Origin of the sequence: Pseudomonas azotoformans, assembly GCF_900103345.1 — a bacterium.
GTDB classification, from domain to species: Bacteria; Pseudomonadota; Gammaproteobacteria; order Pseudomonadales; family Pseudomonadaceae; genus Aquipseudomonas; species Aquipseudomonas azotoformans.
The window spans coordinates 1,930,790-1,947,097 of sequence record NZ_LT629702.1; the positions used below are offsets into that span (position 1 = coordinate 1,930,790).

Annotated in this window: 18 protein-coding genes and 1 pseudogene; 8 read left to right on the top strand and 11 right to left on the bottom strand. The window is 62.1% G+C overall.

Going from position 1 to position 16,308, the window contains the following annotated elements; all coding sequences use genetic code 11:
- Nucleotides 1–95: 95 nt before the first annotated feature.
- Both BLR69_RS08085 and BLR69_RS08090 read right to left on the bottom strand, forming a co-directional pair.
- Nucleotides 96–683, bottom strand: a complete 588-nt coding sequence (locus BLR69_RS08085) for an NUDIX domain-containing protein (RefSeq protein ID WP_071493053.1) — start codon at nucleotides 681–683, stop codon at nucleotides 96–98.
- 10 nt (nucleotides 684–693) lie between these two features.
- Complete coding sequence (locus tag BLR69_RS08090; RefSeq protein WP_071493054.1) at nucleotides 694–1,551, bottom strand: SDR family NAD(P)-dependent oxidoreductase; 858 nt, start codon at nucleotides 1,549–1,551, stop codon at nucleotides 694–696.
- A 162-nt stretch (nucleotides 1,552–1,713) separates the two neighbouring features.
- Here BLR69_RS08090 and BLR69_RS08095 point away from each other — a divergent pair, with 162 nt between their 5' ends.
- Nucleotides 1,714–2,640, top strand: a complete 927-nt coding sequence (locus BLR69_RS08095; RefSeq protein WP_071493055.1) for an alpha/beta hydrolase — start codon at nucleotides 1,714–1,716, stop codon at nucleotides 2,638–2,640.
- A 192-nt stretch (nucleotides 2,641–2,832) separates the two neighbouring features.
- On the opposite strand, the pseudogene BLR69_RS08100 reads toward BLR69_RS08095, so the two are convergent.
- Nucleotides 2,833–3,993 (bottom strand): annotated as a pseudogene (locus BLR69_RS08100) (alpha-hydroxy acid oxidase).
- 121 nt (nucleotides 3,994–4,114) lie between these two features.
- Here BLR69_RS08100 and BLR69_RS08105 point away from each other — a divergent pair.
- Nucleotides 4,115–4,900 (top strand): DeoR/GlpR family DNA-binding transcription regulator, encoded by a 786-nt coding sequence (locus BLR69_RS08105; RefSeq protein ID WP_071493056.1) that lies wholly within the window; start codon nucleotides 4,115–4,117, stop codon nucleotides 4,898–4,900.
- 6 nt (nucleotides 4,901–4,906) lie between these two features.
- Here BLR69_RS08105 and BLR69_RS08110 read toward each other — a convergent pair whose 3' ends face one another.
- The gene (locus BLR69_RS08110) at nucleotides 4,907–5,338 is read right to left on the bottom strand and encodes a DNA methylase (RefSeq protein WP_071493057.1); all 432 of its coding nucleotides are present in this window, start codon (nucleotides 5,336–5,338) and stop codon (nucleotides 4,907–4,909) included.
- Between the two features lie 2 nt (nucleotides 5,339–5,340).
- Entirely contained in the window at nucleotides 5,341–5,553 is a 213-nt protein-coding gene (locus tag BLR69_RS08115; RefSeq protein ID WP_071493058.1) for a hypothetical protein, read from the bottom strand.
- Nucleotides 5,554–5,746: 193 nt separating this feature from the next.
- On the opposite strand from BLR69_RS08115, the gene BLR69_RS08120 reads away from it, so the two are divergent.
- Nucleotides 5,747–6,307, top strand: coding sequence for a type 1 glutamine amidotransferase domain-containing protein (locus tag BLR69_RS08120; protein ID WP_071493059.1), 561 nt, complete (start codon nucleotides 5,747–5,749; stop codon nucleotides 6,305–6,307).
- A 61-nt stretch (nucleotides 6,308–6,368) separates the two neighbouring features.
- On the opposite strand, the gene BLR69_RS08125 is transcribed toward BLR69_RS08120, so the two are convergent.
- Nucleotides 6,369–6,575 (bottom strand): PLDc N-terminal domain-containing protein, encoded by a 207-nt coding sequence (locus BLR69_RS08125; RefSeq protein ID WP_058427284.1) that lies wholly within the window; start codon nucleotides 6,573–6,575, stop codon nucleotides 6,369–6,371.
- 266 nt (nucleotides 6,576–6,841) lie between these two features.
- Here BLR69_RS08125 and BLR69_RS08130 point away from each other — a divergent pair, with 266 nt between their 5' ends.
- Nucleotides 6,842–7,318, top strand: a complete 477-nt coding sequence (locus BLR69_RS08130) for a hemerythrin domain-containing protein (protein ID WP_058427283.1) — start codon at nucleotides 6,842–6,844, stop codon at nucleotides 7,316–7,318.
- An 8-nt stretch (nucleotides 7,319–7,326) separates the two neighbouring features.
- On the opposite strand, the gene BLR69_RS08135 is transcribed toward BLR69_RS08130, so the two are convergent.
- On the bottom strand, nucleotides 7,327–7,557 hold the full coding sequence (locus BLR69_RS08135) for a DUF3079 domain-containing protein (protein WP_071493060.1): 231 nt from the start codon (nucleotides 7,555–7,557) through the stop codon (nucleotides 7,327–7,329).
- Between the two features lie 179 nt (nucleotides 7,558–7,736).
- Between BLR69_RS08135 and BLR69_RS08140 the strand changes: the two genes are divergently transcribed.
- The 4 genes from BLR69_RS08140 to BLR69_RS08155 are packed head-to-tail and all read left to right on the top strand — an operon-like array spanning nucleotide 7,737 to nucleotide 10,782.
- Nucleotides 7,737–8,267: an iron transporter gene (locus tag BLR69_RS08140; protein ID WP_071493061.1), complete on the top strand. Its 531-nt coding sequence runs from the start codon at nucleotides 7,737–7,739 to the stop codon at nucleotides 8,265–8,267.
- Complete coding sequence (locus BLR69_RS08145; protein WP_071493062.1) at nucleotides 8,267–8,590, top strand: cupredoxin domain-containing protein; 324 nt, start codon at nucleotides 8,267–8,269, stop codon at nucleotides 8,588–8,590. Before BLR69_RS08140 ends, BLR69_RS08145 begins: the two co-directional genes overlap by 1 nt.
- A 9-nt stretch (nucleotides 8,591–8,599) precedes the next feature.
- Nucleotides 8,600–9,439, top strand: a complete 840-nt coding sequence (locus BLR69_RS08150; protein WP_071493063.1) for an FTR1 family iron permease — start codon at nucleotides 8,600–8,602, stop codon at nucleotides 9,437–9,439.
- Nucleotides 9,436–10,782, top strand: a complete 1,347-nt coding sequence (locus BLR69_RS08155; protein ID WP_071493064.1) for a 4Fe-4S binding protein — start codon at nucleotides 9,436–9,438, stop codon at nucleotides 10,780–10,782. The genes BLR69_RS08150 and BLR69_RS08155 overlap by 4 nt, the downstream gene beginning before the upstream one ends.
- A gap of 114 nt (nucleotides 10,783–10,896) precedes the next feature.
- On the opposite strand, the gene BLR69_RS08160 is transcribed toward BLR69_RS08155, so the two are convergent.
- The 4 genes from BLR69_RS08160 to BLR69_RS08175 form a co-directional block, all read right to left on the bottom strand.
- On the bottom strand, nucleotides 10,897–12,516 hold the full coding sequence (locus BLR69_RS08160) for a methyl-accepting chemotaxis protein (RefSeq protein ID WP_071493065.1): 1,620 nt from the start codon (nucleotides 12,514–12,516) through the stop codon (nucleotides 10,897–10,899).
- A gap of 69 nt (nucleotides 12,517–12,585) precedes the next feature.
- Complete coding sequence (locus tag BLR69_RS08165) at nucleotides 12,586–13,281, bottom strand: anaerobic ribonucleoside-triphosphate reductase activating protein (protein WP_071493066.1); 696 nt, start codon at nucleotides 13,279–13,281, stop codon at nucleotides 12,586–12,588.
- Nucleotides 13,278–13,433, bottom strand: coding sequence for an anaerobic ribonucleoside-triphosphate reductase (gene nrdD / locus BLR69_RS31320; protein WP_058427276.1), 156 nt, complete (start codon nucleotides 13,431–13,433; stop codon nucleotides 13,278–13,280). Before nrdD ends, BLR69_RS08165 begins: the two co-directional genes overlap by 4 nt.
- Before the next feature lie 31 nt (nucleotides 13,434–13,464).
- A complete protein-coding gene (locus BLR69_RS08175) occupies nucleotides 13,465–15,459 on the bottom strand; it encodes a ribonucleoside triphosphate reductase (protein WP_071493067.1) in 1,995 nt (664 codons plus the stop codon).
- Between the last annotated feature and the right edge of the window lie 849 nt (nucleotides 15,460–16,308).

Genomic DNA, 16,308 nt, shown 5'->3' on the forward strand with positions numbered 1-16,308 from the left:
TTTTGGGGCTGCTGCGCAGCCCAACGCAGGGCAAGCCTGCTCACCACAGGAAGGCTGCGAACCACAACAAGCGGGATCACCCAAACAAAGGGAGTTCACCAACCCTCTTTAAGCATCCGCAACTCCAAATGCTGCAACAACATGATGGTCTTCCCATCCACAATCTCCCCGCTCTGCACCATTGCCAAAGCCTCTTCAAAGCCCAGCTCCAGCACTTCGATATCTTCGCCCTCCTCTTCCAAGCCACCGCCAGTCCCAACCCGATCACCTGGCTGATATTCACCCATGAAAAAGTGAATCCGCTCCGTCACCGACCCTGGGCTCATGAAGGCCGCATAGATCTTCTCCACATGCCCCACGCGGTAGCCGGTTTCTTCTTCCGCTTCCAGTCGGATCCGCTCTTCGGGGCTGGCATTGTCGAGCAAGCCAGCCGCCGCTTCGATCAGGTAGCCATGGTAATCGTTGACAAACGTCGGCATGCGAAACTGGCGAATCAGCAACACCGTACGCTGCGCGCGGTTGTACAGCAGGATGGTCGCGCCGTTGCCGCGGTCGTACACCTCGCGGGTCTGGGCTTGCCAGCTGCCGTCGCGGCGGCGCAGGTCGAAGCTGTACTTTTTCAGCAGGTACCAGTTTTTCGAAAGGGTCTCTTCAGCGGTAATGCGCACGGGGCTGTCAGCCATGGTCGTTTTCTCAAGAAAGGGAATGTGTCTGTTTGATGCGATCCCAGGCAGCGGCGACTTCTTCTGCGCTGCTTGCCTTGATCCGCGCCAGGTTACGCGGATATTCAACCCCGGGGTTTTCCGTAAACCGCGTAGCGGTGAATTGGCCGTTGCTCGCGCGCAGGATGTAGCCGGTGTCTTCACACTGCGCCGATGCCAGGTACACCACCCCTGGCGTCACCCACTCAGGCTTGAGTTCGTCCGGCTCTCCAGTCACGCCCCACATGCGCGTCTTCGCCACCGGCGAGATTGCATTGACTTTGACGCCCGCCTCCAGCCCCTCATGGCTCAACGCATTCATGATCCCCAGTTGGGCCATCTTGCCGGCGCTGTAGGCCACCAGGCCGGTTTGCTCGTACTGCGCGTACATGGCGCGGTCGGAGGTGGTGAGGATGATGCGCGGCGCGGGTGAACGCAGCAGGTGCGGCCAGGCGTGCTTGCACAGCCACAGCGGGGCGTAGAGGTTGATGTCCATGGCACGCTGCAGGAACGTGGCGTCAAGGTCGGCGATGTTCTGGTAACCCACCCAGCCGGCGTTGTGGATCAGGATATCGAGTTGGCCAAAGGCCTCGAGGGTGTACGCAACCAGCTGCCGGCAGCCCTCGTCCGTGGACAGGTCGCCGCCGTGGCCGATCACGTTCAAGCCCTCGGCCTGCAACGCCTCTGCCGCCACCTGGACGACCGTTGCATCGCTGCCTGCGCCCGCGCTGTCGGCGCCGATATCGCTGATCACCAGCCGTGCACCGCCCTGGGCCAGGGCCCGTGCGTAACAGAGCCCCAACCCGCGTGCACCGCCGGTGACAATTGCAGTCTTGCCTGTGAAATCCATGTGCTTGCTCTCCTGTTCGGCGGCCCACCCTAACAATCTCTGCACGTCTTGTTCAATGCAGTAACACTTTGTAAGAAACACCCATGGGCGGCTGTCGAATTAATACCTGCCTGGGCAAGCCATCTGGTAAAACCCCTGCTTGACCTTTTACCTGGAACCTTCATGTCCTCACGTTTTCTCTCGCGCCTGAGCCTGCGCTGGTTTCCCCTGGTGTGCATGGCGCTGCTGATTGTCGGCCTGCCCGTGGGCTGCGCCGTGCTGCAACACAAGGAACGCGAACTGGTGTTTCGCATCGAGCCGGGCACCGCCAGTTGGTACAGCGGTTTGCCCAAGGCGGTGCAGGAATTCGAGCTCAAGCCGGCCAGCTTCAAATCGGGGCAGAACATCCATGGCTGGTGGTACCCGGCGGACAAGAAAGACGCTCCCGCGATCCTCTACCTGCACGGCGTGCGCTGGAACCTCACCGGGCAGCTGTTTCGCATCGAGCAACTGCACGCCCTGGGTTATTCGGTGCTGGCCATCGACTATCGCGGTTTCGGCCAGAGCCACGGCGAGCTGCCGTCGGAAACCACCGTGTACGAAGACGCACGCATCGCCTGGGAACGTTTCCAGGTACTGCAACCCGACCCACAGAAACGCCTGATCTACGGGCACTCGCTGGGCGGTGCAGTGGCCATCGACCTGGCTGCCGAATTGGGCAGGCAGACACCCTTGCCGGTGCGTGGGCTGGTGATCGAATCCACCTTTACGTCGCTGGCGGATGTAGCCACCGCCGTGGCGAATACCTCACTGCCGGTGCGTTGGTTGCTGTCGCAGAAGTTCGATTCCATCGACAAGATCGCCGACATCCATATGCCGCTGCTGGTGGTGCATGGCCTTGACGACCGCTATGTACCACCGCGTTTCAGCCAGCAGTTGTTTGAAGCCGCCCGGGAGCCCAAGCGGCTGTTACTGGTGCCCGGTGCCAGCCACAACAACAGCATGAGCCTGGCCGGTCGCAGCTATGGCCAGGCGCTGGACAAACTGATGCAAGCGAAGATGCCGGCGCAGGTTGTCACGCACTCCACAGGCCACAACGGCAACTCGTAAAAACGTTTTTCGGCACTGGGTTCGCGCTTGCCTGTCAAGCGCAAACCCAGCCCATGCTGGGCCGAATCCGAAGTTGATCAAATATTGATCTTGGCTTAAATCGCCAACCCTGCCGGGGCTTCGCAAAGTTATCCACAGAGATACCCACGGTTTTCGTGGACAACTCTTTTTATTTTTTTACGTTTTTTTTGCTCAGTAAACGTTTTCCGGGAATGTCCCCGGCAACAAAATCTCGCGATTCACATCGCGTATATCGTTATACCCACACAGCGCCATCGTCACGTCCAACTCACGGGCGATAATCTCGAGCGCCTTGGTCACACCCGCCTCGCCCATCGCCCCCAGGCCATACAAATGCGGCCGGCCGATCATCGTACCTTTGGCACCCAACGCCATCGCCTTGAGCACGTCCTGGCCGGAGCGAATGCCGCCGTCGAGCCACACCTCGATGCGCTCCCCCACCGCCTCCACAATCGCCGGCAACTGGCTGATGCTCGACGGGGCGCCATCCAATTGCCGTCCTCCGTGATTGCTCACCACCAACGCATCGGCGCCGGCATTCGCGGCCAGGCGTGCATCCTCCACATCGAGGATGCCCTTGATGATCAACTTGCCACCCCAGCACTTCTTGATCCACTCCACATCATCCCAACTCAGGCGCGGGTCGAATTGCTGGGCGGTCCAGGACGACAGCGAACTCATGTCGGCCACGCCTTTTACATGCCCGACGATATTGCCGAAGCCGCGCCGTTTAGTGCCCAGCATGCCCATCACCCAACGCGGTTTGGTGGCCATGTTGAGAATATTCGGCAACGTCAGTTTGGGCGGCGCGGACAGGCCGTTGATCAAATCCTTGTGGCGTTGCCCGAGGATCTGCAGGTCGAGGGTCAGCACCAATGCATCCACACCGGCGGCCTTCGCGCGCTCGATCAATTGCTCGATAAAGGCGCGGTCGCGCATCACGTACAGCTGGAACCAGAACGGCTGGCCGACGTGTTCGGCGATGTCTTCCAGCGAACAAATGCTCATGGTCGACAAGGTATAGCGCAGGCCAAAGGCAGCGGCAGCGCGGGCGGTGAGAATCTCGCCATCGGCATGCTGCATGCCGGCCAACCCGGTCGGCGCCAGCGCGACGGGCATGGCCATGTCCTGGCCGATCATGCGGGCGCGGATCGAGCGCTCGTCGATATTGCGCGCCACCCGCTGGCGGAACTTGATGCGGGCAAAGTCGCTTTCATTGGCGCGGTAGGTGCTCTCAGTCCAGGAGCCGGAATCGGCGTAGTCGTAGAACATGCGTGGCACACGTTTTTGCGCGAGCTTGCGTAAATCTTAGATGGTTGTGATCAACGACATCTAGGTCACCTCTCCCTGGACTGAACGCTGAGAGTAACCGCCCATCGCGCGCACAACCAGCCATTGCGTTTACAGCACTGCGCGATTAATCTCGCACAAACCCGCAAAAAGACGCAAAACCATGCACAACACGCATCAAGCCATCGACCTGCCTTCCTTGCGCAAACAGAAGATTTTGTTGCTGCTGGAGCGCGACGGCAAAGTCACCGCCTCGGAGTTGGTGGAGCACTTCGCCGTGTCCCAGGACACCATTCGCCGCGACCTCGGCGAACTCGCCGCCGCCGGCCTGCTGCAACGCGTGCACGGCGGCGCCCTGCCCCGGCCCAAGGACACCGGCAAGGACTTCTTCACCCGTGTCGGCGAGACCAACGACGCCAAGCGCCACCTCGCCCGCCTGGCCGCCGAACGGGTCGAGGACGGCCAGATCGTGCTGTTCGATTCCGGCTCCACCACCCTGCAGATCGCCCAGTCATTGCCGCATTCGATCCGCCTGACGGTGGTCACCACATCGCCCATGATCGCCATCGCCCTGGCCGACCATCCCGAGGTAAAAGTGATCCTCACCGGCGGCCAACTCAACCCGGCCACGCTCTCCACCAGCGGCCATGAAACTGTACGGCTGATCCAGAGCATCAAGGCCGACCTGCTATTTACCGGCGTATGCGCGCTGCATCCGCAAGTCGGCATCAGTTCGCTGCATTTTGATGAAGTGGCGGTCAAGCAAGCCTTGCTCGACAGTGCGTCCCACGTGGTGGCGGTGACCATGGCCGACAAGCTCGGCGCCGTGGAGCCGTTTGTGGTGGCGCCGTGCAGTCGTATTCACACGCTGATCACCGAATGGCACGTGCCGAGTGTGGAGGCGTATGAGCAGCTAGGGTTGGAAGTGCTGCGGGTAGAGGTCGAGTAGGCACAGTCAGAACAGCACCTTGGCCGCATCGCGCATGAAAATCTCGATGGTCTTGGGGCCCACCCCGTCGAATTCTCCAAGGCGTTTTTCGAAGGCCTCACGGCTTTCGCTGGCGCTGCGCATGTGGGTGATCTTGCCGGCGTATTCGGCGTTCAACCTGGCGCTGAGGTCGAGCAAGCGTTGCGCGGTGGTTTCGTCATAGCGCACGTAATGCGCGCGTCCAAGCATGGCCACCAATTCACGCGATGTGCAGTGCTGCAGCTTGCGCGCAGTGTCACGGCCTTCTTCCTCGACAATCACCTTATAGGCCTGCGCGGCAATCGGTGCCTGGATACGCTTGCCCATCAGGAAGCTGGCGATAAACCACTTGAACAGCGCGTGGTCATCGCCGGGCTTGAGGTCGATGCCCAACTCCGTCGCGCTGATGGCACGGGCCATGCTCAGTGGCCCAGCTTGCGCTCGGCCTTGGCGGCCTGTTCGTTGATGGCATCGGTCTGGCGCTCGATGTCCTTGATCGAGGTGGGCGTCACCACTTTATCGACGGTTTCAGTCTTGGGATTCGGGCGTTCCAGGGTCTGGCCCTTGGCGGGTTTTTCCGTGCCGTTCTGGGCTTCTTCAGAGCTGATGGGGGCAGGGGTTTTATCGGCAGTCATGGTGTATCTCCAGTCAATTGAAGGCCCGTGAAAATGGCGGGCGCTTAAGCAGCAGAGGCCTGCCAATCTGGATAGTTCAAGGAAATTGCCCGCGCCAACCGCCCGGAAAATAAGCGCAAATTAATTTAAACCTTTGCCGTGCGAGCCGGATCAACTCTCCCACATCCCATTCCCCATCAGGAGACACTCGATCATGAGTTCACACCTAAACGGCAAGAAGATTCTGGTCATCACCTCCAATACCGGCATCGAGCGCGACGAACTGCTCAAACCGTTGGAAGCACTGCGCGGTTATGGCGCGACGGTGACCCACGCCTCCAGCAAGGGCGGCACCACACAGACCTTCGTGGGCGACACCGAGAAAGACCAGACGGTGGAATCCGCTGCAAAACTGTCCGAGCTCTCCGGTGCTGATTTCGATGCACTGGTCATTCCCGGTGGCACCGTCAATGCGGACACGTTGCGCCAGGATCCAGCCGCGCTGAAGCTGATCAATGAGTTCGTGCAGGCCGGTAAAACCGTGGCCGCGATCTGTCACGGGCCATGGACGCTGATTGATGCAGGCGTGATCAAAGGCAAGACCCTGACCTCCTACAAGAGCGTACGCATCGACCTGGAAAACGCCGGGGCCGCTGGCTGGGTCGATGCCGACGTCAAGGAATGCAAGGCCAACGGCTGGACCCTGATTACCTCGCGCACGCCGGACGACTTGCCTGCGTTCAATGAGGCGATTGCTAAGGCAGTGGCAGGCTGACGCCCAAGCGCTGAACGAAAACAGGCGCCGTCGAGGCGCCTGTTTTTTATGGGCTGATGCTTCAGCTTTTACGATGCTCCGGCATCTCCCGTTTCGGCCCGAACATCGCCCAAGCGATCAGCCCGAACAGCGGCACAAAAATCAGCACCACCAGCCATAACCCTTTCGACTCCCAGCCCCCCGTGCTGCGCAACACGATATTGATCGCCCACAATTCCAGCAGCAGCAGAATCACTGCCAGACCGATCCAGATATATTGAATTTCCATGCTTCACCTCCTAGGTCGTATGCGTTAGGTCAAGCATCAGCCGCGAGGGTTCATTAAAATTTGCCCCAACCTCCTAGCGTTGTGGAATGCAACGCTCCATCGGGCCAACCATGCAACCTGCACGACCCACACAGCCGCACACTTGGCGTAGACCATTGAATTATTTGATGAATTCAAGATGGTTTAAGTTGGTACAACTGATGCAACCCTGCACTGGACGAGGCGTGCATTTCGACACGCCCTGCGTTTCCCGTGAGGTGTCACCCATGAATGCGATTGACCTGCTCAAAGCCGACCATGAACGCGTCAAAGCCCTGTTGACTCAACTGAGTGAGTCCACTGAACGCGGGGTCAAGAAACGCACTGATCTGCTGGCCAAGCTGGAAGCGGAAATCAGCCTGCACACCAAGTTGGAAGAAGAGATCCTCTACCCGGCGTTCAGAAAGGCCGGCGGTAAGGAACAAGACATCATGTACCACGAGGCCAAGGAGGAGCATCGCACCGTCGACTCTCTGGTGCTCCCGGACCTGAAGCAGACCGAACCGTCGACAACGGAGTTCTCGGGGCGGGTCAAAGTGGTCAAGGAATTGTTGGAGCACCATATTGAAGAGGAAGAAACCGAGATGTTCCCCCAAGCGAGGAAGTTACTCGGTAAAGCACGCCTCGAAGAACTGGGCGCCGAAATGGAAGCCATGAAAACAGCGCACAAAAAGCAGCAAGCCAGCAAACCCCTGGCAGCCTGATGTTGGCTTCATCGAACCCTCTCGGGTGGTGAAGGGGCTTCGGTGTTTTGTGCGGGCGGCGGCTCGGGCGTGAGCCCCCAGTCGCCGTGTTCATACCAGTCATCACCGAGCATCTCGGCCGGGTGCATGGTGCGGTCGGCACCGTTGCCGCAAGCCAGGTCAGAGGCGGCGCAATAGCGGTCACACCCCCAGCAGATGCGTTCAGGGTGTTTGGGATGCAGCGGAAAAGGCTTGGCCATGAAGCAGCTTCCTACCGGCGAACTGTGGGTCAAGCCTAACGCCACGATCCCAACCCAGCCTTGACCCGGATCAAGCCGGGCAATCATGAAATATCCTGCAAACTTGACAAGAATCATTATTATTCACGCCAGACCTTCCTAGACTCGGGCTCTCTCCCCTCACCCGTCAGGAAGCCCTCATGCGTACCTCATCCCTGCTGCCCATCCTCCTGTTGATGACCACCGGCGCGGCTTCCGCGAAAGAGTATCCAATCGGCGAACCGCAACACTGCCCGGGGCTGGAAATCGGCGCGGTGTACCTGCAACCGATCGAGATGGCCCCTGCGGGGATGATGCGCGCCACCGCCGACTCCGACGTGCACCTGGAAGCCGACGTACGCGCCACGGCAGACAACGCCCAGGGCTTTCAGGAAGGCAGTTTCGTGCCTTACCTGAACCTGTCCTTCTCGCTGAAAAAGCAAGGTGACACGCAGCCCATCAACGGAGACTTCCACGCCATGGTCGCCAATGACGGCCCGCACTATGGCGACAACGTCAAGCTGCAAGGGCCGGGAAAATACAGCCTCACCTTCACCGTTACACCGCCTTCCGGCCACCGTTCCCTGGGCCATCATACCGACAAGGAAACCGGCGTCGCGCCCTGGTTCGAACGCTGCGAAGTGCACTACGAATTCGTCTACGCCGGCATCGGCAAGAAAGGCGGCTATTGATGCGCCGCGCCCTGCTGCTCGGCGGGTTTGTGCTGAACGGTGCGGCCTTGGCCGCGCCTCTACCCACCTATGAGCTGACTCTGCAAGACGGCCACTTCACCCCACCCCAATTGGCGGTCAAGGCCGGCGAGCGTTTCAAGATCGTGCTCAAGAACCTCGGCCAAGGCCCGGCCGAATTCGAAAGCACGCCGTTGCGGGTGGAGAAAGTCTTGTCCCCTGGGGTGGCCACCTTTGTGGTGATCCACCCCCTCAAGCCAGGCACCTATCCGTTCTTCGACGAATTCAACCCCCAACTGCCCGAAGGCAGCATCCGTGCCGAATAGGAGCCGTTGATGAACACATCGATGTTTATTGTGTGGCGCGAAAGCGTCGAGGCGCTACTGGTGATCGGCATTCTGCAGGCCTGGATCAGCTGCCAGGCCGGTCGCTCACGCCTGGCCCGTTACCTCTGGGCCGGCGTGCTGCTGGGCCTGCTCGGTTCCGCCGGGCTGGCGGTGTTGATGCTGTGGGCCGGCGAAGCCATGACCGGCCCCGCGGGTGAATGGCTGCAAGCGGCGCTGACCCTGGTCGCCAGCGGCCTGATGGTGCAGATGGTGTTCTGGATGCATCGCCATGCGCCCACCCTCAGACACCGGCTGGTCAGTGAAGCCGACCGGCGCCTGGCCCGGCACGGCAGCTGGGGCGTGTTGCTGCTGGCCCTGCTGGCGGTGAGCCGCGAAGGCAGCGAGACCGTGGTGTTTTTGTATGGCGCCGGTGCCCGTCTGCACGACGAAGCCCTGGGCCTGTTCGCCGTCGGTGGCGTGCTGGGGCTGGTGCTGGCCGGGCTGACCGTGGTGCTGTTGCGCAGCAGCCAACGCTTTATTTCCTGGGCACGTTTTTTCGCCCTCAGCGAAGCCTTGCTGTTGCTGCTGGGCGGCGCGTTATTGGTCGCTGCGGTGGACCGCATCAGTGGGCAACTGCTGGCGATGGACATGCCCGACTGGGTCTACTCGGCGTTTGGCGACAGCCGCTGGGACAGCAGCCTGCTGCTCAGTGACAGCCATGGCCTGGGCGCGTTGCTGGCAGACTTCGCCGGCTACCGCGCCGCGCCCAGCCTGATCACGGTGCTGGTGTTGCTCGGCTATTGGCTGCTGGTGGGCAACGGCCTGCGCCGGTCACGGCAAGCCGCATGAGCTGGCTACAGCAACTGGGCGATGGCATGCGTCGCCATGGGCGGCTGATCCGAAGCGTGCAATGGGCGGTGGTGCTGGTGTACGCCGTGCTGCTGGTGTTGCCGACGCTGTCGCCCCTGCCGGACAGCCAGGCGCGCCTGCTCGACAACCTCACGCTGCTTGCGCAATTCATCTTCTGGGGCCTCTGGTGGCCGTTCGTGTTGCTGTCGATGGTGCTGTTCGGGCGCCTGTGGTGCGGGGTGCTCTGCCCGGAAGGTGCCTTGAGCGAATGGGCCAGCCAGCACGGGCGCGGCCTGGGCATTCCGCGCTGGCTGCGCTGGGGTGGCTGGCCGACCCTGGGCTTTTGCTTGACCACGCTCTACGGCCAGTTGATCAGCGTGTACGACTACGCCCAGGCCGCGCTGCTGATCCTCGGAGGCTCGACCCTCGCGGCGGTCGTGGTCGGCCTGCTGTTCGTGCGCGGCAAACGCGTCTGGTGCCGCTACCTGTGCCCGGTCAGCGGCGTCTTCGCCCTGCTCGCCCGCCTGGCGCCGGTGCACTTCGCCGTGGATGAACAACGCTGGAAGGCCAACGCCGCGCCACGCCTGCCGTTGCCCAACTGCGCGCCGCTGCTGGATATCCGCCGCCTGCAAGGCGCCAGCGAATGCCACGCCTGCGGCCGCTGCAGCGGGCAACGCGGCGCGGTGCAATTGATCGCCCGCTCATGCAACCAGGAGATTCTCCAGGCCCCCCTGCAACACGGCTCGGCCTGGGACGCGCGCCTCTTGCTGTTCGGTGTGATCGGCCTGGCCATGGGCGCGTTTCAGTGGACGGTGAGCCCCTGGTTCATCGCCCTCAAGCAACACCTGGCCGAGTGGCTGGTGAGCCACGACTGGCTATGGCCGCTGCACGACAACGCCCCCTGGTGGTTGCTCACCCATTACCCGCAACGCAATGACAGCTTCAGTTGGCTGGACGGGGTGTGCATCGTGCTGTATCTGGCCGGCAGCTCGCTGGTGGTGGGCGGCGGATGCTGGCTGTGGTTGCAACTGGCTGCGCGCTCGGCGGGCGATCGCGCACTGTTTCGGCCCCTGGCGCTGACACTGACGCCCCTGGGTGGTACGGGGTTGTTCCTGGGTTTGTCGGCGACCACGGTGAAGCTGTTGCGCTACGAAGGCTTGGTATTGGCGTGGGTGCAACCGCTGCGAGCGGTGATCTTGATGGCGGCGATCGGCTGGTGCCTGTGGTTGGCGTGGCAACGACTCGAGGGACTGCCTCGCGGACGGGCGTGGCTGTGCATGCTGATGAGTACCGGGTTGATCGGCTACGGCTGGTGGCTGCAGTTCTGGGGCTGGATCAACTGAAGCATTGAGACTGTGGGAGGGGGCTTGCCCCCGATGACAGTGGGTCAGCCAGTTCATCTGTCAGTGACACTCCGTCATCGGGGGCAAGCCCCTCCCACATTTGCCAACTTCCCGCTAGACCTTGAAGCGCGCCACGGTCTGATGCAGCGCCCCCGCCATCCCCGCCAGGTCATGCCCCGCCGTCTCCGTATGCAAAGCCCCCTGCAACACCTGCTGCGACAGTGTGCGGATGCCCACCAGGTTACGATCCACCTCCCGCGCCACCAGCGCCTGCTCTTCGGTGGCGCTGGCGATCATCATGTTGCGCTCGTTGATCTGCGAGATGGACCGCGTGATTTCATCCAGCGCCTCCCCCGAACGCTGCGCCACGCCGAGGGTCGCCTGCACCCGCTCACTGCTGTTGTGCATGGCCGCCACCGCGTGTTCGGTGTCCTGGCGGATATTGCCGATCATCTGCTCGATCTCCTGGGTCGAGGCCTGGGTGCGATGGGCCAGCGCGCGCACCTCATCGGCCACCACCGCGAACCCGCGCCCGGCATCGCCGGCCCGGGCCGCTTCGATGGCGGCGTTGAGGGCCAGCAGGTTGGTCTGGTCGGCGATGCTGCGGATCACTTCGAGCACGCTGCTGATGTCCTGCACACGGCCGGCCAGTTGCTGGATGCGCTCCGAGGTTTCCACCACGCCGGTGGCCAGGGTGTTGATCGACGCCACGGTCTCCTGCACCTGGGCACGGCCACGCTGAGCGGTCTGCTCCGACAGGCGCGAAGCCTCGCTGGTACTCACGGCATTGCGCGCCACCTCGTCGACGGCGGCGGTCATCTCATTCACGGCGGTGGCCGCCTGCTCGATCTCCTGGCCCTGGGACTGCAAGCTGTTGCTGGTCTGGCTGCTGACCGCGCTCAACTCTTCGGAGGAACTGGCCACGCCGTCCACCGACGCGGCAATCTGTCGGACCATCTGGTTGAGGTTCTGCTGCATCTGGTGCAGGTTGCGCATCACGCTGCCTTCGGCGCTGTTGCCCAGCGGCACTTCGATGGTCAGGTCGCCCTGGGCGATATGGCTGAGTACACGTGCGGCTTCGTCGGGCTCCCCGCCCAGCGGGCGGATCACGCTGCGGGTGACGATGACGGCAGCGGTCACCACCAGCGCCACGCACAACAGCAACAGCCCCAGCATGGTGCGCCGGGCGTCGTCGTACAGCACCTGCGCCGCCTGCTCACGCTCGGCGAACACGCGTCCCTGCATGGCCATCAGCGCATCCAGGCTCTTGAACACCGCCAGCTCGGCCGGCATCACCTGTTGCTTGAGCTGGGCCAGCCCCTGTTCACGGGCGCCCTGTTTGATCAAAGCCTGCACCTGGGTGAAGGCTGCCACGTAGGTTTCACGATGGGCCTTGAGGGTCGCATAGGCGGCCTGGCCTTCGGCGGTATCGAGCAACGGTTCGAGGGTGGCAAACGCCTCGGTGATGCGTTGCCGGGTGCTGCCGATCGAAGCTTGAGCGGCCTGATTATCTGCGTCGATCAGTAGGTCGCGGGTGTTGCGGCCGTTATCGCGCACGCCGGTGGCGATCACCATGATCGGCGCGATTTTCGGCCAGTCCTGCTGCACGATCTGTGCGGACTGTTGCTTGAGGGTCGCCAGGTCGTGCAAGGCGTAGAACACCAAGCCGACCAGGGCCAGCGGCGCAATCGCGAAACCGATGACAATGCGTTGTGCCGTGGTTAACTGCTTCATTCTGAACATTCCTTGATGAACACCTGCCCACCATGGGCAGCATCTTTAAAAACCGGTTGAGGGTGTGGGTCACCCTCGCAAGACAAACGCGGGAAACAACTCGCGCAAACGGCCCCACAGCTCGGGCAACGCGGCCTGTGCCGGTGCACTCGGCAATTGCGGGTCGAGCATGCTGACGGTGCGCACCATCTGCACGGCGAAGCGCTGCACACCCGTGGCTTGCAAACGCTGGGCCAGCCGCAACAACCGGGATGGATCGATCAGGTGCCAATGCACCGTGGTGCGGCATTCGTAGTCCACGCCACTGGCGAGCAAGGTGTCGAGGCTGCGCCAATTGGCGGCGCCACTACCCTTGACCTGGGTGATCGACTGGCAGTCTTCGGCCAGGGCCTTCACGTCGAACCCGACCCAGTCGGCATGACGCAACGCATTGGCAAACCCTGCCGGCTTGATCCCGGCGCTGTGCAAGCCGATGTGAAAACCCATCGCCCGCACTTCATCCATCGCCGCCGGCAAGCCTTCCTGCAAGGTCGGCTCGCCGCCGCTGAACACCACGGCATCGAGCAAGTCCCGGCGCCGTTGCAGGAACAGCAGCACCCGGCGCCAATCCACCTCCGTGCTGGCACGCGGCGGGATCAGGTCCGGGTTGTGGCAGTAACGGCAACGCCAGGCACAGCCCTGGCAGAACAGCACGCAGGCGAGCATGCCGGGGTAGTCGAGGGTGGTCAGGGGCACTAGGCCCCCGACCCGTAGCGCTCGGCTCATTGACGCCCGGCCGCCGCAGCCGTTTCGGTGAAGTGCACGCGCTCCTTGTGCTCGGATTGCTTGCCGGGGTTGAACGCCGACACCGGCCGGTGATAACCCATCACCCGGGTCCAGACTTCGCAGCGCTGACGTTGTGGCTGGGATGCTTGCATGGTGAATCTCCTTGGGGTTGAAAAGCTTGGTTTAACGGGCGGCTGCCAGGGCTTCATCGCACTTGGGGCAGAACTCATGTTCACCGGCCAGATAGCCATGCACCGGGCAGATCGAAAACGTCGGCGTCACCGTGAGGTACGGCAGGCGGAAACGCCCCAGCGCCTTGCGCACCAACTGCTTGCAGGCCTGGGTCGAGGAAATCTGCTCGGCCATGTACAGGTGCAACACGGTGCCGCCGGTGTATTTGCATTGCAGCTCGTCTTGCAGCTCCAGGGCTTCGAACGGGTCCTGGGTAAAGCCCACCGGCAGTTGCGACGAGTTGGTGTAATACGGCGCGACCTCGCTGCCCGCTTGCAGGATGTCGGGGTAGCGCTTGCGGTCTTCCTTGGCGAAGCGGTAAGTGGTGCCTTCGGCCGGCGTCGCCTCGAGGTTGTAGAGGTGACCGGTGTCTTCCTGGAAGCGCAGCAAGGTGGCGCGCACGTGGTCGAGCAACTTGAGCGCAAAGGCACGGCCCTGCTCGGTGTGCATGCCCTGCTCGTCACCGCTGAAATTGCGCAGCATCTCGTGCATGCCATTGAGGCCGATGGTGGAGAAGTGATTGCGCAGCGTGCCCAGGTAGCGCTTGGTGTAGGGGTAGAGACCGGCGTCCATGTGATGCTGGATCATCTTGCGCTTGACCTCCAGGCTCTCCATGGCCATCTCCATCAGGCTGTCCAGGCGTTGCAGCAAGCCCGAGGTATCGCCCTTGAACAGGTAGCCCAGACGCGCACAGTTGATCGTCACCACCCCCAGGCTGCCGGTCTGCTCCGCCGAGCCAAACAGGCCGCCGCCACGCTTGAGCAACTCGCGCACGTCCAGCTGCAGGCGACAGCACATCGAGCGCACCTGGTTGGGCTGCATGTCCGAGTTGAGGAAGTTCTGGAAGTACGGCAGGCCATAACGTGCGGTCATCTCGAACAGGCGGTCGGCGTTGTCGCTGTCCCAGGGGAAATCATGGGTGATGTTGTAGGTCGGAATCGGGAAGGTGAACACCCGGCCCTTGGCGTCCCCGGCCTGCATCACTTCGATGTAGGCGCGGTTGATCAACGCCATTTCGGCTTGCAGGTCGCCATAGGCAAACGGCATTTCTTCACCGCCGATCACCGGCACCTGTTCACGCAAATCTTCGGGGCAGACCCAATCGAAGGTCAGGTTGGTAAACGGCGTCTGGGTGCCCCAGCGTGACGGCACGTTGAGGTTGTAGATGAACTCCTGCACCGCCTGGCGCACTTGCGGGTAGCTCAGCTGGTCCTTGCGCACATAGGGCGCCAGGTACGTGTCGAAGGAACTGAACGCCTGCGCACCGGCCCATTCGTTCTGCAGGGTGCCGAGGAAATTGACCATCTGCCCCAGCGCGCTGCTCAAGTGCTTGGGCGGCCCCGCCTCCACGCGCCCCGGTACGCCATTGAGGCCTTCATGCAACAACGAACGCAGGGACCAGCCGGCGCAGTAACCGGCGAGCATGTCCAGGTCATGGATATGCAGGTCCGCCTCGCGGTGCGCACGGCCGATCTGCTCGCTGTAGACCTCATCCAGCCAGTAATTGGCGGTGACCTTGCCCGCCACATTCAGCACCAGCCCACCGAGGGAATAGCCCTGGTTGGCATTGGCCTGCACGCGCCAGTCTTCGCGGTCGAGGTATTCGTTCATGGAGGTGGCGACTTCCACCAGGGTCTTGCGGTCGCGGCGCAGGCGGCCGTGTTGTTCGCGGTAGACGATGTAGGCGCGCATCGACAGGAAGTAGCCGGCGTCCATCAATACGCGTTCGACGCTGTCCTGGATTTGTTCGACGTCCAGTTGGTCGATGCCTCTCAGGCGGGCCAGGACGGCGCCCAGCAGCAGGTCGACGTCAGTGGTCTGGTATTCGCCGGTGGCGGTGCCGGCGGCGATCAGGGCCTGGCGGATTTTTTCGGCGTCGAAGGGGACGAGCGTGCCGTCGCGTTTGTGCAGGCGGGTGCTGGTCAGGGGGGTGAGCGCGGTTTGCATTGGGGAGGCTCCAAACACTACATATAGGTATTTTTTAGTCTTTAAACACAATATGCGGTGATTTTACGAAGATTGGTCTTGGGTGCCCTTGATCGGGGTCAAGGTTTTTCAGATCGGGGGCATATCCGTTTCTTCGGTCACGGCGGCTATTGGTTCCGCCCTTACGGCGGCTCACTTTTGAAAAGCCGGAATGCCGGCCCAGTCAAAAGTAAGCAAAACGCTCTTGCCCCAACACTCGGCACCTCGCTTAGGCTCGGTGTGCCCGTAATCCGACAGTGATTTGGGGGGCCGCCGCCACGCGCCATCCATGGCGCGGGGCGGCTAAACCGGCATCCCTGCCGGTTTACCCCCCAAATCCCTGCCGAATTCCGGCCAGCGTGTTTGACGGGGCGCCTAAGATCAAAATCAAAAGCCAGATCAAAAGCAGGCGGATATCTAACTGATGCATGGAGATCAAACTGTGGGAGGGGGCTTGCCCCCGATGGCGGTGTGTCAGCCAACTCATCAGTGACTGACCCACTGCCATCGGGGGCAAGCCCCCTCCCACACTTTGACCGAGTACCGGCCATTCAATCCGGTCGGCTCTAAGGCCGCCGCGCTCTTGCTTTTGATCTGGGGCGCCCCGTCAAACACGCTGGCCGAACGCAGGCTTGAATCCGTGGGTAACCCGGCAGGACGCCGGGTTAGCCGCCCCGCGCCATGGATGGCGCGTGGCGGCGGCCCACGGATTCAAGCCGGAGTGAGGGCACACCGAGCCTAGGCGAGGTGCCGAGTGTTGGGGCGAGGACCTTTTGCTTACTTTTGGCTGGGCCGGCATTCCGGTCCTTCCAAAAGTGAGCCGCCGTAAGG